This window comes from Mycobacterium gordonae (genome assembly GCF_002101675.1).
Taxonomy (GTDB): domain Bacteria; phylum Actinomycetota; class Actinomycetes; order Mycobacteriales; family Mycobacteriaceae; genus Mycobacterium; species Mycobacterium gordonae.
This window is the reverse complement of sequence record NZ_LQOY01000016.1, coordinates 108,139-130,646: the sequence shown is the minus strand read 5'-3', so window position 1 is coordinate 130,646 and position 22,508 is coordinate 108,139. Positions and strand designations below refer to the sequence as shown.

Here is a 22,508-nt window from a genome sequence, read left to right as displayed (position 1 = left end):
GACACCCCCGCCCAACGCTTAGCAGCCCTGCTCGATCAAGCCGCCTAACCGCGTTGCACTAACCACTTGACATTGAGCGCCACATTTCGCCGTGGCTTCACGTTCGGCGCCCGGTGACCCGGCGCGTCGACCGGCTCCCACTAAGCCGGTGTGATCCCCGAGCTGAGCACGCGGATCGCGCTGACCAGACCGTCGATCAGGTTGCCCTGTTCGAACGCGGAGGAGGCGGCGGCAACGCCGAGCGGCGCCGCCGATTCGGCGCCACGGCCCCGCACCTCCGAGCCATAGACCACCTCGATCGCACTCTGATCGGGCGACACGGCAAGCAACACGGCGTTGTTGGGTGTCGGGACCCTGGCCAGGATTTCGCGCGCCCGCGCCGCGGTGTCGCCGCCCAGGTCGCCCAGGTAGATGGCAAACCGCGCCTTGGACGCCCGGGAAGCGTACTTCAGCGCGTCGTCCACGGCGACGAGGTCGTTGATGGGGAACGGGTAGTGCGACGAGAGCTCACCGGGTTCGGTGACGCCGGAGACCCGTCCACTCGTGGTGAGAACCCAGCCCCGGGGCAGGTCCGCGGGGTCGATTGTCGCGACTTCACCATGTGCCACTTGCGCCACCTCCAACCGTGAACTCCGATCCGTGCCCGCCATGGTGTCCGCCGACGGCCTCATCGGTGGCGGCCCACAGGATGGGCTCGTGGGTCCACTTCTGGGACAGGTCGTAGGTCGCGGGGTGCGGGCTCTTGCGGGTCAGGAAGATCAACCCGAGGACGATCGCCAACCCCAACGGGATGCCGACAAAAATGAGGTGAATCTCCATCATGCTCACGACGCAAACCGTATCCCACGACAGGTTCGACCGGCGCAGTTAGGACCCAACTAATTCAGGCCGCGCCCTCGCCCAGGTACCGCGCCCACGACGGGTCGAGCTCCTTCACGGTCGACAACAGCCGCCAGTGCTGCCCGGTCGGCGGCAGCGGCGTGCGGCGCAGCGACCAGCCCAGCTCGGTGAGCAGCTTGTCGCCCTTGCGGTGATTGCACGTCGAGCAGCACGCGACGCAGTTCTCCCAGGAGTGGTCCCCGCCGCGGCTGCGCGGGACGACGTGGTCGACGGTGTCGGCCTTGGCCCCGCAATAGGCGCAGCAGAAGCGATCGCGGTGCATGAGCGCGGCCCGGGTCATCGGAACCCGCGCCCGGTAGGGCACGCGCACGTAGGAACGCAGCTGGATCACCGAGGGCACCGCGATCGAGCGGGTCGCGGAGTGGATGACGGCCGCGGTCGGGTCGTCGTGCACCACGTCGGCCTTGCCGCAGATCACCATGACGATGGCGCGTCGCATCGGCAACGCGGTAAGCGGCTCGTAGGTGGAGTTCAGCAGCAGCACGCGCCGACGACTCCAGATTGATGCGGTCTCCGAGCGGGTAGGGGGGTGGGTATCAACGCTGTGCAGACACGACGCGGTCGCAGGCCCGGTTCCGTTTGCCGCGGCACCGGAACTTCGGTGGCTGCGGCGTTTGTTGCGCTGCGCCATAAATCCTCCGCCGACAGTCCACCACGATTTGCTGCCGATCGCACGCCAATTGTCTCAAGCCGCGCCGTGTCGATCCGGTGAACACCAGGAGCGATCGCAGCCCGGACAGCGGTGGCCCACAATGGAGCGCGATGGATCAAACACCTGAATCTTTTTACGACGCCGTCGGCGGCGCCAAGACGTTCGAGGCGATCGTGGCCCGCTTCTACGAGCAGGTCGCCGAGGACGAGATATTGCGGCCCCTGTATCCCGAGGAGGACCTCAGCGGGGCCGAGGAGCGGCTGCGAATGTTCCTCGAGCAGTACTGGGGCGGCCCGCGGACGTACTCCGACCGGCGCGGGCATCCGCGGCTGCGGATGCGCCATGTGCCCTTCCGGATCACCCCCATCGAGCGCGACGCGTGGTTGCGGTGCATGCACACCGCGGTCGCCTCGGTCGATGCGCAGACACTCGATGACGAGCACCGGCGCCAGTTGCTCCAGTACCTGGAAATGGCCGCCCACTCCCTGGTCAACTCGGCCTTCTGATGGGCGATCAAAAAGACCTTTGGTGGCAGTCCGCGGTGTTCTACCAGGTGTATCCGCGCTCGTTCGCCGACAGCGACGGCGACGGCGTCGGTGACCTCGATGGGTTGGCCGAGCGACTGGATCACCTCGAACAGCTTGGCGTGGACGGTATCTGGCTCAACCCGGTCACGGTCTCGCCGATGGCCGACCACGGGTACGACGTCGCCGACCCGCGGGAGATCGATCCGTTGTTCGGGGGGACCGCCGCCTTCGAGCGACTGATCACCGCGGCGCATGCGCGCGGCATCAGGGTCACGATGGACGTGGTGCCCAACCATTCCAGTTCGCAGCATCCGTGGTTTCAGGACGCGCTGACCGCCGGGCCGGGCAGCGCAGAGCGGGATCGCTACTTCTTCCGGGACGGACGGGGGCCCGGCGGCGAGCTGCCGCCCAACAACTGGGAGTCGGTATTCGGGGGGCCGGCGTGGACCCGGGTCACCGAGCCGGACGGCACCCCAGGTCAGTGGTATCTGCACCTGTTCGACACCGAGCAGCCCGACCTCAACTGGGACAACCCGGAGATCTTCGACGACTTCGAGAAGACGCTGCGGTTCTGGCTGGAACGCGGCGTGGACGGGTTCCGCATCGACGTCGCGCACGGCATGGCCAAACCCCCCGGCCTGCCGGACGCACCGGAGGTGAACGTCGAGATATTGCGCCACCGTGATGACGACCCGCGGTTCAACCGGCCGCATGTGCACGCGATCCACCGCGATATCCGCGCGGTCATGGACGACTACCCCGCGGCGGTCACTGTCGGCGAAGTGTGGGTGCACGACAACGCGCAGTGGGCCGAGTACGTGCGCCCCGACGAACTGCATCTCGGCTTCAACTTCCGGCTCACCCGCACCGAATTCGACGCCGCGGAGATCCGCGAGGCCGTGCAGAACTCGCTGGCGGCCGCGGCCCTCGAGAACGCCACCCCCACCTGGACCCTGTCCAACCACGATGTGGGCCGCGAGGTCACCCGATACGGCGGCGGTGAGATCGGGCTGCGGCGGGCGAAGGCCATGCTGATGCTGATGCTCGCCCTGCCCGGGGCGGTTTTCCTCTACAACGGCGAAGAGCTGGGTCTGCCGGACGTGGATCTTCCCGACGCGGTGCTGCAGGACCCGACGTGGGAACGCTCAGGACACACCGAGCGCGGACGCGACCGGTGCCGCGTTCCGCTGCCCTGGTCGGGCGAGACTCCCCCGTTCGGCTTCTCCAGCAACGCCGACACCTGGTTGCCGATGCCGGCCGACTGGGCGGCGCTGACGGTGGAAAAGCAGCGCGCCGATCCTGGTTCGACACTGTCGTTCTTTCGGACCGCACTCGAATTACGCGGCAGCCGTGCCGAATTCGACGGCGAGGGGATCGACTGGCTGCCTGCCCCCGACCGTGCCCTGGTGTTCCGCCGCAGCGGCGGTCTGGTGTGCGTCCTCAACGCCGCGGCCCGCCCGATAGCGCTTCCCGTTGGGGAGGTGATCCTGACCAGCTCGCCGCTGGTGGGTGGCGAGTTGCCGCCGAACAGCGCGGCCTGGTTGGCGTAAGAGCCGTTTCGCTTTTCGTCACCCGCTGCTCTATATGTGATGCATGACGCCCTACGCATGGACAGTGATCGGAGCGGGACCGGCAGGCATTGCCGCGGTGGGACGGCTGCTCGACCACGGAGTCCCGGAGGACCGCATCGCCTGGATCGACCCAGCCTTCACCGCGGGCGACCTGGGTCTCAAGTGGCGGCCGGTCTCCAGTAACACCATCGCCGGCACCTTTCTGGAATATCTGAACGGATCCAAAGCATTTCGGTTCTCCGAGGCGCCGCCGCTGCCGCTCAACGAAGTCGATCCCGAGGAGACTTGCGCCCTGGCCCTGGTCGCCGATCCGTTGCAGTGGGTCACCCGGCACCTGCAGGAACGGGTCCAGACACTACAGACGACGGCGACCACGTTGACGTTGACGCAACGACGGTGGTTCATCGAGACCGAACTCGGTGAGGTGGAATCGCAGAACGTGGTCCTGGCCGTCGGCGCCGTCCCCAAAAGCCTGTCCTATCCGCACCTGAAGGAGATACCGGTCGAGGTCGCCCTGGACCCGGAACGGCTGGCCGATCAGCGGTTGGACGGGGCTACCGTCGCGGTGTTCGGCTCCTCGCACTCGACGATGATCGTCTTGCCGCATCTGTTGCGGCTACCCGTGGCCAAAGTGCTCAATTTCTACCGCAGCCCACTCAAATACGCTGTCTACCTTGATGACTGGATTCTGTTCGATGACACCGGGCTGAAAGGCCGGGCGGCTGAGTGGGCACGGGAGAACATCGACGGCACCTACCCCGACCGGTTGGAGCGGTGCTGGGTGGCGAGTCCGGAATTCGAAGAAAGGCTGCAGGAGTGCGACCACGCTGTCTACACGGTCGGCTTTCAGCCCCGAACGTTGCCCGCGACGCCGCAGTGGGGGCCGTTGGACTACAACCCGCAGAACGGAATCATCGCCCCCGGACTGTTCGGGCTGGGCATCGCGTTTCCCGAGTACGCCGAAGACCCCTACGGTTACGGCCAGCACCGCGTCGGCCTGAAGAAGTTCATGGATTACCTCAACGCCGTGCTGCCGTTGTGGATGGTGTACGGCACCTGACGGCCCGGAAAAAACTCTGGCTGATTCCAACAGGTCAGTGCACCAGCAGCGCCGCGTGGGCCCGTCGCCGGTACACCGATCCGAACCGGGCGTCGATGCGCAACCAGGCCGGTGAGATCCGGACCCGAACCAACTCGTCGTCGCCGACCGCGTCCGCCGATTGAGGTAGGAAACCCATTGCGGTCAAGGCGAATACGCACCGCATCGGCACTCCCACCACCACGTCGCCGCTGCCGGAGCTGACCTCGAGGACCTCCTGGTCCAGCAGCGAGACCGGCGGCCCGTGGGCACCGCCGTGCTCTTTAGCCAGTTGCGCCCCCTGTTGCGCCAGATCGAGCACCAACTTCGCGGGTATGTCGTCGAGGTGAGTAAAGCCGGACTCCGGCGGCAGCCCGCCCCGCCAGGCCGAGTCCATCGCAAAGCCCGGATCCACGTAACCCTCCTCGGAGGCCGCCGCGAGCCCGCGCGCCAACGCATCGGCGGCGACCGACATGTCGTCGGGTTTGACTCTGCCGACCACCACGCGACTGGCAAGGACGTCGAAACCCGTTGCCACCCAGGCCGTCAGCAGACCAGACGACCGGGCCCGGATACGAATGACCGCGGCTTCGTCGAGCCGCATGGCGTGATCGACGAACGCGGCCAGGTCCGCGCGGTGGGCCGGATCGGCCAGCCACAGCCCGCGCTCGGCTACCGAATCCACCGCTGCAGGTACTCCCGATGATGAGGCGACAAGCGCACCAGGCGCTGCTCCTCGATGTGCACGGCCGCCAGCTGCGACTCGGCGATGACGGCCGGCCTGGAGTCCGGGTCGGCGTTGACCGACCGCACTTCGTAGCCCAGCGTGAAGTCGACCGCCCGCAGCCGTTTGGTCCAGATCGTCACCTGCAACGGCGAATCCACCAGGCGCAGTTGATCTTTGTAGGTCACCCGGACGTCGGCGATCAGCAGACCGATGGTGGTGATGTCGGCTCCGAACGGTTCGGATAGGAACGGCACCCGCGACTCTTCGAGGATCGTGACCATGGTGGCGTGGTTGACGTGCTGGTACATGTCGATGTCCGACCACCGCACCGGCACCTCCGCGACGTAGCCGACGCTCATCCGGACGACGCCCGTCCGCTGGTGCGTGTCATGCGGCGGATCTGCCGTGCCGCCACCGACAGCGTCGCGAGATCCGTTGCGCCGCTTTCCCGGATCTCGTTGAGCGTCCGGCGCGCGCGCTCCACCCGGGACGCGCTGATGTGTTCCCACTCGGCAATCTTCTGCTCACCACTCTCGTCGGGCTCTCCGGCCGCGAGCACGTCGAAACACAACGAGCGCACGGAGGCGTAGATGTCGTCACGAATAGCCAAGCGCGCCAACGAATGCCAGCGGTCGGTGCGCGGCAGCTCCGACACCGCGGTCAGCAGCGAATCGGTGCCCAGGCGGTCCATCAGCGCGAAATAGGTGTCGGCCACCTCGGCCGTCTCGATCTCGGTGATGTCGGCGATATCGATGATGTCGAGCAGGCTGTAGCGGTACAGCCCGGCCGCGACCCGGTAGGCCAGATCCGGCGGTGCCCCCTGAGCGGTGAACTCCGCGGCCTCCTTCTCGACAATCGCCTTGTCGTCCCCGCGCAGCCACTCCGACATCCGCGGTGTCAGCGCCTTGACCTTGGCCGCGAACCGGTTGATCTCGGCCCCGACGGCCAGCGGCTGCGGCCGGTAGTTCAGCAGCCAGCGTCCGGCACGGTCGATGAGCCGGCGGGTGTCCAGCGTCAGCCGGTCCGAGAGGGCGACCGGCAGATTGGCGGCGCGGATGCGGTGCCAGATGTGGTCAATCCCGAAGATCGCGTCGGTAGCGAAGAAGGTGCGCACGGCATGGATCTGCGGGACACCGACGTCTTCGGCGAGCCGGAACGCGTAGCTGATGCCGGCCGTGTCGACCATGTCGTTGATCAGCATGGTCGTGACGATCTCGCGGCGCAGCTGGTGCCCGCGGATCTCCGGGGTGAACCGTTCCCGCAGCGGCTTGGGGAAGTAGGCCGGCAGTCGGGACGCGAACACGTCCTGATCCGGCAGCTCGGTGTTCAGCAGATCCTCTTTGAGCGCCAGCTTGACGTGCGCCATCAGCGTCGCCAACTCGGGCGAGGTGAGGCCGAGGCCCGCCTCGGTACGCCGGGCGATTTCCTTCTCCGAGGGCAGGGCCTCCAGTTCGCGGTTGACGCCGCGCTCGGCCACCAGGTACTTGATCTGATCGGCGTGCACCGGAAGCAGGCTGGCCGCGTTCGCGCGGCTGGTGCCCATCAGGTCGTTCTGGTCCTCGTTGTCCTTGAGCACCAACCAACCGACCTCGTCGGTCATGGACTCGAGCAGCGACGTGCGCTCCTCGGCGTCGACCTTGCCGGCGGTGACCAGCGAGTCGATCAGGATCTTGATGTTGACCTCGTGGTCGGAGCAGTCCACCCCGGCGGAGTTGTCCATCGCGTCGGTATTGATCCGCCCGCCGGACAGGTCGAACTCCACCCGGCCGCGCGCCGTGACGCCGAGGTTGCCGCCTTCGCCGATCACCTTGGCGCGCACCTGATGCCCGTTCACCCGCACCGGGTCGTTGGCGCGGTCACCGACGTCGGCGTCGGATTCGGATTCGGCCTTGATGTATGTGCCGATCCCGCCATTGAACAGCAGGTCCACCGGCGCCTGCAGGATCGCCCGCATCAGGTTGGGCGGCGCCATCTCGGTGACGTCACCGTCGATACCCAGGGCGTCGCGCACCTGCGCGCTGATCGGGATCGCCTTCTGATCCCGGCTGTACACTCCGCCCCCCTCGCTGATCAGCGACTTGTCGTAGTCGTCCCAGCTGGAGCGGGGCAGGTCGAACATCCGCTGCCGTTCCACCCAGGACGTCCGCGAGTCGGGGTTGGGGTCAAGGAAGATGTGCCGGTGGTCGAAGGCGGCGATGAGCCGGATGTGCTTGCTGAGCAACATGCCGTTGCCGAAGACATCGCCGCTCATGTCGCCGACGCCGACGACGGTGAAGTCCTCGGTCTGGGTGTCGACACCAATCTCCCGGAAGTGCCGCTTGACCGCCTCCCACGCGCCTTTGGCGGTGATGCCCATGGCCTTGTGGTCGTAGCCGACCGATCCGCCGGAGGCGAACGCGTCCCCGAGCCAGAAGCCGTAAGACTTGGCGACGTCGTTGGCGATGTCGGAGAACGTGGCGGTGCCCTTGTCCGCGGCCACCACCAGATAGGCGTCGTCGCCGTCGCGGCGCACCACCTGCGGTGGCGGGTGGACGGCCTTGGTGGCGTGGTCGACGTTGTCGGTGACGTCGAGCAGTCCGGAGATGAACAGCTGGTAGCAGGCCACACCTTCGGCGCGGGCCGCGTCGCGGTCCGCGGCGGCCTCACCGGTGGGTAGCGGTGGCCGCTTGACGACGAAGCCGCCCTTCGCCCCCACCGGGACGATAACGGCGTTCTTCACCGCCTGCGCCTTCACCAGACCCAGAATCTCGGTGCGGAAGTCGTCGCGGCGGTCCGACCAGCGCAGGCCGCCGCGGGCCACCGGGCCGAAGCGCAGGTGCACGCCTTCCACGCGGGGCGAATAGATGAAGATCTCGAACTTCGGACGCGGCAGCGGCAGCTCGTCGATCAACTGCGCATTGAGCTTGACCGACAGCACGTCGCGGCTGCGGGCCGAACCCTCGCGTGTCACGAAGTAGTTGGTGCGCAGGGTCGCCTGAACCAGCGAGGCAAAGGCCCGCAGGATGCGGTCGGTGTCCAGGCTCACCAGCGCGTCGATGTCCGCGGCGACGGCTGCCGCCGCGGTCTGCGCGTCGCGGCCGCTGCCCGCCGGCTTGGGGTGGAACAGCGCTTCGAACAGGGCCACCAGCGACCGCGCCGTCGAGGGATGCTCGTTGAGCACCGACTCGATATAGGACTGGCTATAGGGGAAGTTGGCCTGCCGCAGGTACTTCGCGTAGGCCCGCAGCAGCACCACCTGCTGCCAGGTCAGCCCGGCGCGCATGACCAGCTCGTTGAAGCGGTCGACCTCGACGCGGCCCTGCCAGATCGCGGTGACGGCGTCGGCGAAGCGTTGGGCGCCCGCCTGGCGTTCCTCGTCGGTCGCCGGCACCGGGATGGTCGGGTGCGGTTGGATCTTGAACTGGTAGATCCACACCGGCAACCCGTCGGGCCGGGTGACGGTGAATGGCCGCTCTTCGAGCACGACCACGCCCATGCTCTGCAGCATGGGCAGCAGCTGGCTCAGGGAAGCGGTGCGACCGCCCAGGAACCAGGTGAGCTGGGCGAGCCCGTGCTCGTCGCCCTGGGAGAAGACCAGCTTGACCGAGTCATCGCTGAGTTCCTTGATGACGGCGATGTCGTTGATGGCCTCGGCGGGGCTGACGGCCTGCTTGTAGACCTCGGAGAAGGCGGCGGCATAGTGCTCGGCGTCGGCGTAGCTGACCTCGGCGGTCGGGGCCGCCGCGGTGAGCCGATCGGCCCAGGTCCGGGCGGCTTCGCTCAGCAATCCCTGAATGCGGTTGCGGTTCTCATCGGAGACATCGACGGAGCCGGGCTGCGAGTCCTCCGGCAGCCGGACCATGAAATGCATGAGCGCCCAAGGGGACTCGCTGACCCGGGCGGTGAATTCGAGCCGGGTGCCGCCGAACTCGCGGACCAAGATGTCCTCGATCTGCAGGCGCACCGGGGTGGTGTAGCGGTCGCGCGGCAGATACACCAGGCAGGAGACGAAGAACTGCAGCCGGTCGGCGCGCAGGAACAACAGCGCCCGCCGTTGGGAACCCATGTCCACCACGGCTTTCGCCATGGATAGCAGCTGCTCAGCACTGAGGGTGAACAGCTCCGGCCGCGGCACGGTCTGAATGACGTCGAGCAGCAGCTGACCCGGGTGGCTGGGGTCGCTGCCCGCCAGGGTGAGCGCGTCGCGGACCCGGTGCGAGATCGTCGGAATCTCCAGCACGTCGGCGTTCATGGCCGCGACGGTGAACAGCCCGACGAAGCGATGCTCGTAGACTTCTCCGCCACCGGCGTACTCACGGACCGCGATGGCATACGGGTAGGCGCCATAGCGCAGGTAACTGCCGACGGCGGCCTGCGCCAGCACCAGCAGTTTGGATTCGTCGGTGAGCCGCGGACGGGTGCCCGAGCGGGCGCGCAGCACTCCGAGACCGCTTGAGCCGTCGCCGGCGACCAGGCCGTCCTGCACCTGGGTGCGCTGGTAGCCCAGCAGCAGGAAATTCCCCTTGTTGAGCCAGCGCAGCAGCGCCGCGACCTCTTGGCGGTCGGGTGATTCGTAACGGCCCTCGGCATCGTCGTCGATGGCCGCGGCCACCTCGCTGAGGGTGTCGATCATCGCCGCCGCGTCTTTGGCGACACGTTGCACGTCGGCCAGCACCTTGGGCAGCAGCCGTTCAACCTCGGCGAGGACCTTGCGGTCGACCGATGCCGACAGCTGGACGTGGATCCAGGCTTCCCCGACGTACGGCGACGCGTCGGCGGCCTTGGGTTCAACGCGTTGCAGCTCGCCGGTCGGGTCGCGGCGCACCTCGAACACCGGCGTCATGATCGCCGTATAGCCCAGCCCCAGGCGGTGCAGCAGCACGGTCACCGAGTCCATCAGCATGCTGCCCTGGTCGGTGACCACCTGCAGGGCCGGGCCGAAGCCGCCGGGGTCGTCGGCCGGATACACGGCCACCGCGCTCTCACCGGCGGGACGGTGCAGAGCCAGCCGGCAGTGGGCACCCACCACGCCGGGCGTGACGACCGAGGCTGACTCACTCGATTGGTGAGGTCCGTCGTCGCGCGGTCCCCGATAGCTCTCTCGGTAGGCCTTCGACACCCAATCAGGGATATCGGCGCCGTGCGTGAACGTGGTCCACGCCGCGACGTCTTCTTTGGCCCCGGGATCGATCGTCATTCCGATTGCTCCCCACTCGCGACGGATACCGCTCGGTTAATGCCCCACTCCTCAGCGGTATCTACCGGCCGCATCGTCGCGGGCAATGCTCAACTCCCCCACTCCGGTACGGCCGGGTTAGGCCGCGTCGTCGTGTGGCGAGACTGACATTAGTCCCGTGTCAGCTTGCGGTGGGTCACCCTGTGCGGACGCGCGGCTTCGGCGCCGAGTCGTTCCACCTTGTTTTCTTCGTAGGCGCCGAAGTTGCCCTCGAACCAGAACCACTTGGCCTCGTTGTCGGTGTCGCCTTCCCACGCCAGGATGTGGGTGCAGGTCCGGTCCAGGAACCACCGGTCGTGGGAGATCACCACCGCGCAGCCGGGGAAATTGACCAGCGCGTTCTCCAGCGAGCTCAGCGTTTCGACGTCCAGGTCGTTGGTCGGTTCGTCGAGCAGAATCAGGTTGCCGCCCTGCTTGAGGGTCAGTGCCAGGTTCAGCCGGTTGCGTTCGCCACCGGACAGCACGCCGGCCGGTTTCTGCTGGTCGGGGCCCTTGAACCCGAACGCCGACACATACGCCCGCGACGGCACCTCGGTCTGGCCGACCTGGATGTAGTCCAGCCCGTCGGAGACGACCTGCCACACCGTCTTCTTCGGGTCGATGCCGGCGCGGGTCTGGTCGACGTAGCTCAGCTTGACGGTGTCGCCGACCTTGACGGTGCCGCTGTCGGGTTGTTCAAGGCCGACGATGGTCTTGAACAGCGTGGTCTTGCCGACACCGTTGGGGCCGATGACCCCGACGATGCCGTTGCGGGGCAGGGTGAAGGACAGGTCCTTGATCAGGGGCCGGCCTTCGAAGCCCTTGTCGAGGTGCTCGACTTCGACCACCACCGAGCCCAGCCGAGGCCCGACCGGGATCTGAATCTCTTCGAAATCAAGCTTGCGCGACTTCTCAGCCTCGGCTGCCATCTCCTCGTAGCGCTGCAACCGTGCCTTGCTCTTGGCCTGCCGGGCCTTGGCGCCCGAGCGGACCCAGGCCAGTTCCTCCTGCAACCGCTTCTGCAGTTTGGCGTCCTTGCGGCCCTGCACCGCGATCCGCTCGGCCTTCTTCTCCAGGTAGGTCGAGTAGTTGCCCTCGTACGGGTAGGCGCGGCCGCGGTCGAGTTCCAGAATCCATTCGGCCACGTTGTCCAGGAAGTAGCGGTCGTGGGTGACCGCCAGGATCGCCCCGGCATAGCTGGCCAGGTGCTGTTCGAGCCACTGCACGCTTTCGGCGTCCAGGTGGTTGGTCGGCTCGTCGAGCAGCAGCAGGTCGGGCTTGGACAGCAGCAGCTTGCACAGCGCCACCCGACGGCGCTCACCGCCGGAGAGGTTGGTGACCGGTTCGTCCGGCGGCGGGCAGCGCAGCGCGTCCATGGCCTGCTCCAGCTGGGAGTCCAGGTCCCACGCGTCGGCGTGGTCCAGGTCCTCCTGCAGCCGGCCCATCTCCTCCATCAGCTCGTCGGAGTAGTCGGTGGCCATCAACTCGGCGACCTCGTTGAAGCGGTCCAGCTTCACCTTGATCTCGCCCAGGCCCTCCTCCACGTTGCCGCGGACCGTCTTCTCTTCGTTCAGTGGCGGCTCCTGTTGCAGGATGCCGACCGTCGCGCCGGTAGCCAGAAAAGCGTCGCCGTTGTTCGGCTTGTCCAGTCCGGCCATGATCCGCAAGACGCTCGACTTGCCGGCCCCGTTGGGACCGACGACGCCGATCTTGGCGCCCGGATAGAAGCTCAACGTCACATCGTCGAGAATCACCTTGTCGCCGTGCGCCTTGCGGACCTTCTTCATCGTGTAGATGAACTCAGCCATGCCGCGGTGTTGCCTTTCTGGTCTTTGGATATCCGCGGACCATCCTATGCACCGCCCGGAACCACTAGGCCGACAGAGGCAGCGCTGCGGCCTCGTCACTGCCGGCGGGCGGGGCGGGCTCGGCCGGTTCGCCGGCGCCGCCGGCGGCATCGGCGGCCGGAACCTCGACGGGTTGCGGACCGGTGTAGCTCGGCTTCTCGATGCGCACGATCGCGCGGGCCAGGTCCGGCCCGACCGCGGTCGCCCGCATCTCCGTCGAGGAACGGCGGTTGCCGTCGCGGTCCTCGTACTCGCTGGTGTAGACGTGCCCCACCGCGATCACCGGCGCGCCTTTACTCAGCGCGGCGCCCACCCCGGTAACCAGCCGGCCCCAGCAATTGACCGTGATGAACAGCGAGTTGCCCGGCTCCCAGGCGCCGTCACCGGTCCGTCGGCGCGAATTGCTGGCTACCCGAAATTTGATCAGTTCCTCGTTACCCACGCGCCGGCGCTGCGGGTCATTGACGATGTGGCCGACGACGGTCATCCATGTTTCGAACATTGGCTCAACTTTCTCTCTGAGTCGTGCTGGTGTCAGGACCCATTGAGCCCGCCGGCACCGACGGATCACACCGGTGTGCGCGCGGTGATCGATGCGGCTGTGGAAAAAGTCGCGGCTGTGGACGGACGGGCTACGTCTGCCCTTCGGTGCGGCGCTGCCGCATCGTGAACTCGCGCGCGACGAACTGGTTGCGGGCGATCTGCTCGACATAGGCGAAATCCCGAAGGATGTCCCGCAGTTCACGCCGGAAGGCCACCCGACGTTCGGCCAGGTCGGGGGCCGGCGCGATCAGATCCTGATCGGCGACCACCTGCCGGGCGGTCGCGAACAACAACGTCGAGACCGATTCGCTGCTGCGCACCCGGCCCTGCGCCACGAACTGACGACCGACCCCGAGCGCCAGCTCCGTCAGCTCCTTCTGGCTGATATCCGGCGGGGCGTCGCGCAGCACGTCGGCGACGATCTCGTAAGCCTCGAAGAACACCCGCAGCATCGCGTCCGACATCAACGGCCGCTTGGCGTACAGCATCTTCTCGATGGCCTCTGCCCCGGCGGCGAGCTGAGATTCCCAATCCTGGTGCCAGGCCAGCTCTTCGGCGATATTGGCCCGGAAGGCCGCCGAGTCGGCGAAGTAGAAATCGAACTTCAGCAGATCACGCAGCCGCATCGCCTGAGCCCAGAATGCCTCGACCCGGTCGCCGGTCGCGTGGCGCGCATGCGCCAGCGCCAGCTCCACGATCGAGGTCTCCAAGAACGCGTGGATGACCGAATTCCGGTAGAAGGCCGCGGCGTGTTCGTCGGCGGGAGCGATGTACCACACCGGTTGCCGGCCGCTGTCGACGCGAGTCACCGGGTGCCCGTTGGACAGGGCGTCGACCGCCGCGCGCACACCCTCGCGCGAGCGCAACCGCAGCGCACTGGTGGAGACCGGCGTCTGCTTGCGGTCGAGGTAGTCCAGCGAATCCTGCAACGTGTGGTGCAACTGGTCGAGCGTCAACGCCATGCCGCGGGTGGTGAGCAGCAGCGCAGACACCAGACCCGTGGCGGTCACCGGCGTGGATTGCAGAATCCGCCACGCCACCTCAAACGACATCTTCTGCAACGCAAGGCGTTTGGCGGCGGGATCGTTGGCCAGCGGCCCGTTGGGCGGCCCGAGATACTGACGCATCGACACCGCTTCGGGGAAGCGGACGTAGATCTTGCCGTAGTTGCGCTCACCCTGGGCCTTGATGAAGTTGTAGAGCCAGCTGAAGCCCTCCGGCGTCTTCTCGGCGCCCTGCGCATAGGCCGCGTACTCGGCGATCTCGTGCAGCTGGTCGAAACAGATCGAAACGCCTTGCAGGAGAATGTCTTCACTGCGACCGTCGAGGTAGGCGTCGGCCACATAGCTCATCAGACCGAGCTTGGGTGGCAACATCTTTCCGGTCCGCGACCGGGTGCCCTCGATCGACCAGCTCAGATTGAACCGCTTCTCCACGATGTAGCCCACGTACTCCTTGAGCACGTACTTGTAGAGCGCGTTGTCACCGATGTTGCGGCGGATGAATATCGTCCCGGAGCGGCGCATGAGTGGCCCCATCACGCCGAACGACAGATTGATCCCGCCGAACATGTGCACCGGCGGTAACCGGTTGTCCTGCATGGCAACCGGTATCACGGCTCCGTCGATGTAGGACCGGTGCGAGAAGAGCAGGACCGCCGGGTGGGATTCCAGCGCGGCGCGCATGGCGGCGACCTGGTATTCGTCGTAGTCGAAGTCCGGGTCGAACCCGCGGCTGAGCATCTTGCCCAGGACCGAGATGACGTCGACCGATGCCTGGCTCCATCCGGTCGCCAGTTCGTCGAGCATCTGGCCGGCTTCCTCGACAGTGGCGCCGGGGATTTTCTCGAGCCCGGCCCGGAACCGCGCCGAGGCCAACATCTCCGGTTTGACCAGGCGCGGAGACTTGTACTGCGGCCCCAGGATCCGGTACTCGGCACGCGCCAGCGCCAGCACTGCTCGGCGGGTGACGAACTGCGCGAATTCCTGCGTGTTCTCGCCGACGGTGGTGTCGCGCCATTGCTGTCGAAGTTCGGAGACACTGGCCGACTCGCCGGCTACCACCCGTGCCCGCCACGGCTCGGTGCGCAGGATGTGCCGTTGCTGACGTTGGTTGGGGTGGTAGGGATCCCGGCCGGGCAGCAGGGCGGCTACCTTGGCTACCTTGCCGCGGTTGGCGGGCGGCAGCCAGAAAACCCGGACCGGCACGATCGACCGGTCGTCGCATGATTCGAGCTTCTCGATCAGAGCGGTCAGCGCACCCGGCGGCGCCGTGCGCGGCGGCAGCTTGAGGACGTCGAACGTGGTCCCGGGTAGGCGGGCGCGTTGCTGGCCCAGCCAATCCATGACCAGCTCCATCTCCACGGGGGTGTCCATGGACGCGAGCACCAGGGAGTCTTCGGCAGTCAGGACTGCGCTGGTGTCGGCGGCCGGTTTGGTCACGGCAGTCCTCAGGACGCGGAGGTCGACGAGTCGGACTGGTCCGAGTTTTCCTGCCGCCTCTCGGTTACCGGTACCGGGTCCACGCTGGATTCGTGCGGAGTCTTGTCCGGCGTCGGCTCCGGCGCACTCTGCACGGTGGCTTTCTTGCCGACAGTCTCTGCGGCAGTGGCCTTTTTGGCGGGCGCTTTCTTAGCGGCGGCCTTCTTCGCGGCGGCCTTCTTGGCCGGAGCCTTCTTCGCGGCGGCCTTCTTCGCCGGAGCCTTCTTCGCGGCCGCCGCCTTCTTGGCCGCCGCCTTCTTGGCAGCCGGAGCCGCGGGCTTCTTCTTGTACAGATCCACTTCGGGCAGCCCGTCATACGGCCAGTCCGCCAGGGTGTCCAGGTAGAGCTGACGGACCTCGGCGATGCGTTCGGACAACGTGTCCAGCGTCCAGTCCTGCACCGGAATCGGCGGGAACACCGCCACATCCACAGTGCCCGGGTTCAGCACGGTGGAGTTACGCGACGCGATGGTCTCGGCGTTGCGGATCACGATGGGAACGACGGGAATTCCCGCCGCCATCGCGATCCGGAACGGACCCTTCTTGAACGGGCCGACCTCGGTGGTATCCAGCCGGGTGCCCTCGGGGGCGATGACGATGGACAAGCCGTTGCGGGCGCGGTCTTCGACGGTGTGCAGCATCTCCACCGCGGAGTCCGGGTCGTCCCGGTCGATGAACACCCCGTCGAGCATCTTGCCCATCGTGCCCATGATCGGGTCGCGCTGCAGTTCCTTCTTGCCCACGCCCACCCAGTTGTCCTTCACCAGGGCGCCGGAGATGATCGGGTCAACCTGGTTGCGGTGATTGAAGATAAAGACCGCCGGCCGCTGCGCGGTCAGGTTCTCTTCGCCGATGACGTTGAGGTGCACCCCGCAGGTGGCCAGGAGCAACGAAGAGAAATTCGAGGTGAAAAAATTCACGCCGCGCCGCCGGTTACGGGTCAACAGGCCGAGCCCGACGGCGCCGGCCGCCACCGGAACCATCGAACTGAAGCCGGCCAGCGTGCGGATCTGGCGACGCAATCCCACTCCACCGCGGCTGTCGAACTTCAGGATGGGCCAGCCGCGGCGCTTGGCCACGGCGGCCATCTTGCCCTCGGGGTTGGTCGGGCGCGGGTTGCCGACCAGATACATCAGCGCGACGTCCTCGTCGCCGTCGGCGTAGAAGTAGCTGTCCTTCAAGTCGATGTCATGTTCGGCCGCAAAGCGTTGCACCGCAGCGGCTTTGCCCGGCCCCCACAGAATCGGCTTGATCACCCCGCCGGTGAGTAGCCCGTCTTCGTTGGTCTCGAACTTGTTGGTGAGCGTGTTCGAGATGCCCAAAAATCTCGCCACCGGGTTGACCTGGATGGTGAGCGCCGACGAGCTCAGCACCACGGTGTGGCCGCGCGCCACGTGCGCGCGCACCAGTTCCCGCATCTCCGGGTAGATCCGGGACTCGATCCGCTGATTGAACAGTCGCTCCCCGATTTCGTCCAGGTCGTCCAACAGCCGCCCGGCCAGCGCCATGGACGCCTTGGTGATCAGCTCCTCGAACTCGATCCGGCCCAGGGTGTGGTTGAGCGCACCCTGAATCATGCTGAGCAGCTCCCCCACGCCCATGTCGCGGCGGCGCAGCCGCTCTTGAGTGAGGATGACGGCGGTGAAGCCGGCCACCAGCGTGCCGTCAAGGTCGAAAAACGCGCCAACCTTGGGACCCGGTGGGCTGGCCATGATTTCGGCCACCGAACCGGGCAGCCGCATATCCTTGACCGGCGTCCCCGCGTCCTTGTCGTCGGCGGCGCTCACGAGCCCGACGCCGATCGCGCGGAGCCGACCTGCCCGGGCTCGAACGATGCCGCCACCGCGCGCGGTGGCGGATCACCGGCCAGCGCGAGGATCTCGTCGAAGGCCTCCAGCAGGCACTGCGCCCACAGCTCGTCCTTCTGCACCGCAGCCCTGTCGTAGCGAACGGTGATGGTGCACCAGCCGCCGCGGGAGATCAGCACGACCATCATCGCTACCCCCGGCAGTGGGCCGATCCCGTACTGCCGCATGATCTTTGCGCCGGCGATGTAGGTGTCGCCGGGATAGACCGGGACATTGCTGGCCTGCACGTCGTTGCCGATCACCGAACTGCTGATCCCCTCCAGGACCGCCGTCGGCAGCACACTGAGCACGGGCGCCATGGACCCGATGATGTTCATCGCCGGCTCTTCCCGGCGCTGGGTCATCTGCGCGCGGATCTTTTTGATCCGGGCCACCGGATCAATCGTGCCGACCGGGGCGGCGAGATTGACTCCGGTGAACTGGTTGCCGCCGGCCGCGTCGCCTTCGGCACGCAGATTCACCGGAACCGCCATCGGTAGCGTGCTGATCGGCACACCGAGGGCGACGTGGTAGCGGCGCAGCGCTCCGCACAGACCGGCAAGATATGCGTCGTTGATGGATCCGCCACCGGCCTTGGCCGCCTTGTGCAGGTCCGAGAGCCGGATGTCGATCGCCTCGGTACGACTGGCCAGGCTGCGCCGGCGCAGTAACGGCGACGGTTCAGCGGCCCGGTTCAGCACCCGTGCGCCCGAGGTGGCATAGCCAAAGATCCCGGACACCGTGGACAACGGATCGAGCACCGCTTTTCCGGCCGCTGATACAGCCCCGGTCAAGGCGCCCAGCGCACCCCCGACGATCGCCATGGGCAGGTGGTTGATGCCTTGCCGCATCAGGTCATTGGGTGTGAGATCCTGCGGAATGGGTTGCGGCGGAATTGGCCTCGGCTCCGGATCGCGCTCGAGATCATAGATTTCGGCGAACATTTGGACGCTGCCGACCCCGTCGGTGATCGCGTGGCTGAGGTGCAGCAGCGTGGCCGCTTTCCCGTCGGCCAGCCCTTCGACCAGGGTGGCCGTCCATAGCGGGCGAGAAATGTCCAGCGGGGATTGCAGCATCACTTCGGCGAGATCGAAAACCTCGCGCAGCGTGCCGGGTTCGGACACTCGCACCCGGCGAACATGAAAGTCGAGGTTGAAGTCGGGGTCGACGACCCAGCGGGGTGCCGCCGTCGGCAGGGTCGGCACGACGACCTTCTGCCGTAACCGCAACACCTTGCGAGAGGCGTTCTCGAAGCGGGACCGGAACCGGTTCCAGTCCGGCGTGGTGTCGAGCAGTTCCAGTGCCATGATTCCCGAGCGTGTCCGCGGATTTGCTTCTCCGCGGTGCAGCAAATAATCGACCGGTCCCAGCTCGTCCGACAACCCCACGGCTTCAGCCATGATCAAGACCCCCCGCGAGCCGGGCGCCCCGACACGTCAACCCTCTCACCGCTGATCAAACCTCCTGCTATCAGGCCCCGCCACCAGAATGCTCACCCAACGCTAGTCCGGTTGCGGCGGTGGTGAAAGTGAGGGTGCTCTCAGCCCGAGGAGGCGGCCCGCGAGATGGGTTTGACTCAGCTGGCGGGTGAGGCGGACAGCGCGAACGAACCCATCAGCGCGCTCTCCCGCCGGCCGTAGACCACACCGAGGAAGTCGGAGACGGCGTCGGCGGCAAGCCGGGACCGCACCGTCGGGGTGATGTCGAAGGCGTGGTGGGCATTGGCGAGTTCGGCATAGGCGACCGTAGGGGCGCCCGCTCCCTGCAGCGCCGCGCAGAAGGCTCGAGCCTGGCCGATCGGCGCCAGCTGGTCGCGGTCGCCGTGCAGCAGGAAGAACGGCGGAGCGTCGCGGTGCACGTAGGAAATCGGCGATGCCGCGGTGAAGCGCTCCGGCTCGTCGTCGAATCGGGCCTTCATGACGAAGTGCTCGAGGAACGGCATCATCATTTCGTGCATGTTGTCGAAGTCGGTGAAGTCGTAGACGCCGTAATACGGGGCCGCGGCCTGCACGGTGGTGTCGGCCCGCTCGAACCCGGGCTGGAACGCCGGGTCGTTCGGGGTCAGCGCCGCCAGCGAAGCCAGGTGTCCGCCCGCTGACCCACCGGTGATCGCGATGAAGTCGGAGTCGCCGCCGTAGTCGCCGATGTTCTCCCGGACCCAGGCGATCGCTCGCTTGACGTCGATGATGTGCGCGGGGAATTTGGCGCGCGGACTCTTGCTGTAGTTGATCGAGACGCAGATCCAGCCCAGCTCGACCATCCGGCTCATCAGGGTGTACGCCTGCGGACGTTTGCCGTTGACGCTCCACGCCCCGCCGGGGACCTGGATGAGCACCGGGGCCCGGTGACCGGGAGCCAGGTCGGGACGGCGCCAGATGTCGAGAAGATGCTCGGTGCCACCCGGTCCGTAGGAGATGTCCGACGTCTTGGCCGCGTAGCGGCGGTGCGGGCCCGGCTTGGGTTTGGGCAGTATTCCGCGGCGCACGCTCAGCGCCGGGTTGGTGGTCGGGTGAAAGACCTGCTCACGGAAATCCGACCCGAACGACGCCTGGAGGGCAGCGGTGAGCGCATGGTCCGCACGCTGCGCGGCCCAGGTGGTCCCGACCCGGTTGATGGCCGTCGGCGCCACCCGGGACAGCGCGTGCCCGGTCAGCACGTGCGGCGGAAACTCGGTGGCCAGCCATCCGGCGATCCAGCCCACGGCGAAAGGCGAGCCACGCAGCAGCACCGCGCCGGCCCGGGAGATGCCCCGGGCGTCGGCCGCGAGCTGCGCGCCCTGGCGCAACGCCTCGGCACCCGCTTGCGAGCACCGCGCGGTCACACTTGCAATACACATTGCTAAGCACACCCCTCGACGTCAGGCACACGCCTCGTTGCGGTTAACGGCCGATTACCGGCCGGTGTTGTACGTGTGTCGAGGCTCACACCATAGCCGATTTTTCGCTCAGTCAAACCCTTTTCGGGCGCGTTGCGCCGCCTGCGCCCCTTGATTTTTCGGCTTTGGATAGACTGACCTGCGCATTGCCTCCGTAGCTCAGGTGGATAGAGCAAGGGCCTTCTAATCCCTAGGTCGCACGTTCGAGTCGTGCCGGGGGCGCCGATTGGGGCGTCTGCTACCTCGAGTGACGGATGTGACACGTGTGGCTGGCATCCGTCGGGCGCTATCGCGGCTGCTCGTCGCGGCCCACTTCTGACAACCATGTTCCTCGTCAGCCGTGGCACGCTCGGATACCCCACCGAAGGTGTGCCAAACGGCGATGAAGAAAAGCCGCAGCGGCGATGAAATGCGCTGCTAGAAGCCGGTCCAGGGCTATTCGGCAAGCATGCGCCGCAGTACGGCACCACTCACCGGCGGCGAGTACAGGAACCCCTGCCCGCGGTAGCACTCATGCTCGATGAGCACCCTTGCCGCGTCCTCGGTCTCGATGCCTTCGGCCACCACATCGAGGTTGAAGCCCCGGGCCAGCACCATGATCCCGCGCACGATGACCAGATCGCTGGCGTCGGCACCGAGTCGCCGCACGAACCCTCGGTCGATCTTGAGGGTGTCGACCGGGAGCGTCTGCAACAGCGACATAGCGCTGTAGCCGGTGCCGAAGTCGTCGATCGCGACCCGAACTCCGATGTCTTTGAGGCGGGCCAGGGTGGCTCGGGCCGTCTGTAGGTCTTGGACGATGACGTTCTCGGTGATCTCCAGACACACCGAGGACGCGCCGAGACCATGGCGGTCGATCGTGTCCGCGACGAAGTCCACGAATCCCCCGGTCACCAGCTGGCCGGGCGAGACGTTGATGCGCAGCACCAGATCACGGCCCACTCCGGCGGACCGCCAGGCCGCGAATTCCTCGCAGGCCGAGCGCAACACCCACCTGTCCAATTCACCTGCGAGATTGACGGATTCGGCGACCGGTATGAACAAGTCGGGCGGCAGCAGCCCGCGCGTCGGGTGCTGCCAGCGGACCAGGGCTTCCACGCCGATGATCGAGCGGGAACGCAGGTCCACCTCGGGTAGGTAGACCAGACGCAGCGCGTCGGATTCGATGCCGCTGCGCAGGTGCAACTCGATGTCGTTGCGCAGTTCGCTTCGCTGGGACATGTCCGCGGTGAAGGCCGCGACGCCGTCTCCGCCGGCGTGCTTGGCCGCCAGCACGGCTTGATCCGCCCGCCGGATCAGGTGCGACGGTGTGTCTATGCCGGGCGTCGCGCACGCGGTGCCGATGCTGACGGTGCGGGTGAGGACTTCGCCCCCGATCGACACGTGTTCCTTGAACTGGTCGCTGAGCCGCTCAGCGAACCGCACCGCGGCATCGGGCGTCATCGGCGATGGCGGCACTACGACGAATTCGTCGCCGCCCAGTCGCGCGATCAGGCTGTCGCTGACGCACGCGGAACGCAGTCGCTGGGCGAACACCTGGATGAATTGGTCGCCGGCGGCGTGGCCCAGGTAATCGTTGATGGTCTTCAGTCGATCGAGGTCGAGGAACAGCGCCGCCACCGGGCCGCGTTGGCCGGCAGCCAGCCGCTGGTCGAGATGGCGCAGCAGCGCCCGACGGTTGTGCAGGCCGGTCAGATCGTCATGGTCGGCGAGGTGGCGGAGCTGCGTTTCGGCGGCCACCCGAGCCTGGACTTGAGCAAACAGGCTGGCGATCGCCATCAGCGCGTTCAACTCGGCCTCGTGCCACTCCCGGTCGCCGTACTTCACGAACCCCAGTACCCCGGTGGTGACGTCGGCCGAAATCAGGGGGACGGCGGCCAACGAGGTGGCCATGACCTGCCGGCCTTCGCGGATGCGTTGCTGGTAGTCGTCGGAAGCCGGTTCCGGGCGCAAGACGAGCGGCTCCTTGGCGTGCTTGGCCGATGCGAACACCGGGTCGGCATCAGCGAAATAAATCACCGCAAGCGGGTCGGGGTCCGGTATATCGTCACGCGGTGGCCATTCGGCCACCAGCTTCGTGGCGTCGATGTCGTGATCGTTGTGACGAAGGAAGCTGACGTCGACGCCCAACTGATCCACCAGATAGGCCAGAACCCGACGGCTGACGTCGACTGAGGTGCCGGCATCGGCAGTAATGAGTTGATTGGCAACGGCGGTGACGATCTGGTCAAGCCGATGCGGCGTGGCGTAGTCCTGCATTTCTCGAA

At 66.8% G+C, this 22,508-nt stretch carries 16 protein-coding genes and 1 tRNA gene; 4 read left to right on the top strand and 13 right to left on the bottom strand.

What is annotated here, in order from left to right:
- Positions 1-140 precede the first annotated feature (140 nt).
- The 3 genes from AWC08_RS03005 to AWC08_RS02995 all read right to left on the bottom strand — a co-directional run bounded on the left by AWC08_RS03005 (position 141) and on the right by AWC08_RS02995 (position 1,531).
- Positions 141-608: a DUF5130 domain-containing protein gene (locus AWC08_RS03005; protein ID WP_065137450.1), complete on the bottom strand. Its 468-nt coding sequence runs from the start codon at positions 606-608 to the stop codon at positions 141-143.
- Positions 595-819 (bottom strand): aa3-type cytochrome oxidase subunit CtaJ, encoded by a 225-nt coding sequence (gene ctaJ / locus AWC08_RS03000; protein ID WP_065137458.1) that lies wholly within the window; start codon positions 817-819, stop codon positions 595-597. Before ctaJ ends, AWC08_RS03005 begins: the two co-directional genes overlap by 14 nt.
- Positions 820-883: 64 nt before the next feature.
- Complete coding sequence (locus AWC08_RS02995) at positions 884-1,531, bottom strand: HNH endonuclease (protein WP_069435068.1); 648 nt, start codon at positions 1,529-1,531, stop codon at positions 884-886.
- A gap of 131 nt (positions 1,532-1,662) precedes the next feature.
- Here AWC08_RS02995 and AWC08_RS02990 point away from each other — a divergent pair, with 131 nt between their 5' ends.
- The 3 genes from AWC08_RS02990 to AWC08_RS02980 all read left to right on the top strand — a co-directional run bounded on the left by AWC08_RS02990 (position 1,663) and on the right by AWC08_RS02980 (position 4,710).
- The gene (locus tag AWC08_RS02990; protein WP_065133527.1) at positions 1,663-2,058 is read left to right on the top strand and encodes a globin; all 396 of its coding nucleotides are present in this window, start codon (positions 1,663-1,665) and stop codon (positions 2,056-2,058) included.
- Positions 2,058-3,629, top strand: coding sequence for a glycoside hydrolase family 13 protein (locus AWC08_RS02985; protein WP_069435069.1), 1,572 nt, complete (start codon positions 2,058-2,060; stop codon positions 3,627-3,629). The genes AWC08_RS02990 and AWC08_RS02985 overlap by 1 nt, the downstream gene beginning before the upstream one ends.
- Before the next feature lie 64 nt (positions 3,630-3,693).
- Positions 3,694-4,710 (top strand): FAD/NAD(P)-binding protein, encoded by a 1,017-nt coding sequence (locus AWC08_RS02980; protein ID WP_069435073.1) that lies wholly within the window; start codon positions 3,694-3,696, stop codon positions 4,708-4,710.
- Between the two features lie 34 nt (positions 4,711-4,744).
- Here AWC08_RS02980 and AWC08_RS02975 read toward each other — a convergent pair whose 3' ends face one another.
- The 9 genes from AWC08_RS02975 to lipQ form a co-directional block, all read right to left on the bottom strand.
- Positions 4,745-5,413: a DUF8010 domain-containing protein gene (locus tag AWC08_RS02975; protein ID WP_069435070.1), complete on the bottom strand. Its 669-nt coding sequence runs from the start codon at positions 5,411-5,413 to the stop codon at positions 4,745-4,747.
- On the bottom strand, positions 5,401-5,814 hold the full coding sequence (locus AWC08_RS02970) for an acyl-CoA thioesterase (RefSeq protein WP_065132294.1): 414 nt from the start codon (positions 5,812-5,814) through the stop codon (positions 5,401-5,403). The genes AWC08_RS02975 and AWC08_RS02970 overlap by 13 nt, the downstream gene beginning before the upstream one ends.
- A complete protein-coding gene (locus AWC08_RS02965) occupies positions 5,811-10,631 on the bottom strand; it encodes an NAD-glutamate dehydrogenase (RefSeq protein WP_069435071.1) in 4,821 nt (1,606 codons plus the stop codon). The genes AWC08_RS02970 and AWC08_RS02965 overlap by 4 nt, the downstream gene beginning before the upstream one ends.
- 149 nt (positions 10,632-10,780) lie before the next feature.
- Positions 10,781-12,457, bottom strand: coding sequence for an energy-dependent translational throttle protein EttA (gene ettA / locus AWC08_RS02960; protein WP_065135740.1), 1,677 nt, complete (start codon positions 12,455-12,457; stop codon positions 10,781-10,783).
- Between the two features lie 64 nt (positions 12,458-12,521).
- Positions 12,522-12,998, bottom strand: coding sequence for a single-stranded DNA-binding protein (locus AWC08_RS02955; RefSeq protein ID WP_065135741.1), 477 nt, complete (start codon positions 12,996-12,998; stop codon positions 12,522-12,524).
- Between the two features lie 130 nt (positions 12,999-13,128).
- Entirely contained in the window at positions 13,129-15,480 is a 2,352-nt protein-coding gene (locus AWC08_RS02950; RefSeq protein ID WP_065135742.1) for a glycerol-3-phosphate 1-O-acyltransferase, read from the bottom strand.
- An 8-nt stretch (positions 15,481-15,488) separates the two neighbouring features.
- A complete protein-coding gene (locus AWC08_RS02945) occupies positions 15,489-17,261 on the bottom strand; it encodes an HAD-IB family hydrolase/lysophospholipid acyltransferase family protein (protein ID WP_069432760.1) in 1,773 nt (590 codons plus the stop codon).
- A 41-nt stretch (positions 17,262-17,302) separates the two neighbouring features.
- The gene (locus tag AWC08_RS02940; protein WP_069432759.1) at positions 17,303-18,766 is read right to left on the bottom strand and encodes a WS/DGAT/MGAT family O-acyltransferase; all 1,464 of its coding nucleotides are present in this window, start codon (positions 18,764-18,766) and stop codon (positions 17,303-17,305) included.
- Between the two features lie 176 nt (positions 18,767-18,942).
- The gene (gene lipQ / locus AWC08_RS02935; RefSeq protein WP_065135743.1) at positions 18,943-20,202 is read right to left on the bottom strand and encodes an esterase LipQ; all 1,260 of its coding nucleotides are present in this window, start codon (positions 20,200-20,202) and stop codon (positions 18,943-18,945) included.
- Between the two features lie 187 nt (positions 20,203-20,389).
- Here lipQ and AWC08_RS02930 point away from each other — a divergent pair.
- A tRNA-Arg gene (locus AWC08_RS02930) sits at positions 20,390-20,463 on the top strand.
- A 213-nt stretch (positions 20,464-20,676) separates the two neighbouring features.
- On the opposite strand, the gene AWC08_RS02925 is transcribed toward AWC08_RS02930, so the two are convergent.
- Positions 20,677-22,500 (bottom strand): putative bifunctional diguanylate cyclase/phosphodiesterase, encoded by a 1,824-nt coding sequence (locus tag AWC08_RS02925; RefSeq protein ID WP_069432719.1) that lies wholly within the window; start codon positions 22,498-22,500, stop codon positions 20,677-20,679.
- Positions 22,501-22,508 lie beyond the last annotated feature (8 nt).

Coding starts and splice junctions, on each gene's coding strand:
- AWC08_RS02985 (WP_069435069.1), top strand. CDS start 2,058: ATGGGCGATCAAAAAGACCTTTGGTGGCAGTCCGCGGTGTTCTACCAG.
- AWC08_RS02940 (WP_069432759.1), bottom strand. CDS start 18,766: ATGGCTGAAGCCGTGGGGTTGTCGGACGAGCTGGGACCGGTCGATTAT.
- AWC08_RS02925 (WP_069432719.1), bottom strand. CDS start 22,500: ATGCAGGACTACGCCACGCCGCATCGGCTTGACCAGATCGTCACCGCC.
- AWC08_RS02970 (WP_065132294.1), bottom strand. CDS start 5,814: ATGAGCGTCGGCTACGTCGCGGAGGTGCCGGTGCGGTGGTCGGACATC.
- AWC08_RS02955 (WP_065135741.1), bottom strand. CDS start 12,998: ATGTTCGAAACATGGATGACCGTCGTCGGCCACATCGTCAATGACCCG.
- AWC08_RS02965 (WP_069435071.1), bottom strand. CDS start 10,631: ATGACGATCGATCCCGGGGCCAAAGAAGACGTCGCGGCGTGGACCACG.
- AWC08_RS02990 (WP_065133527.1), top strand. CDS start 1,663: ATGGATCAAACACCTGAATCTTTTTACGACGCCGTCGGCGGCGCCAAG.
- AWC08_RS02945 (WP_069432760.1), bottom strand. CDS start 17,261: ATGCGGCTGCCCGGTTCGGTGGCCGAAATCATGGCCAGCCCACCGGGT.
- ettA (WP_065135740.1), bottom strand. CDS start 12,457: ATGGCTGAGTTCATCTACACGATGAAGAAGGTCCGCAAGGCGCACGGC.
- AWC08_RS02995 (WP_069435068.1), bottom strand. CDS start 1,531: ATGGCGCAGCGCAACAAACGCCGCAGCCACCGAAGTTCCGGTGCCGCG.
- lipQ (WP_065135743.1), bottom strand. CDS start 20,202: ATGTGTATTGCAAGTGTGACCGCGCGGTGCTCGCAAGCGGGTGCCGAG.
- ctaJ (WP_065137458.1), bottom strand. CDS start 819: ATGGAGATTCACCTCATTTTTGTCGGCATCCCGTTGGGGTTGGCGATC.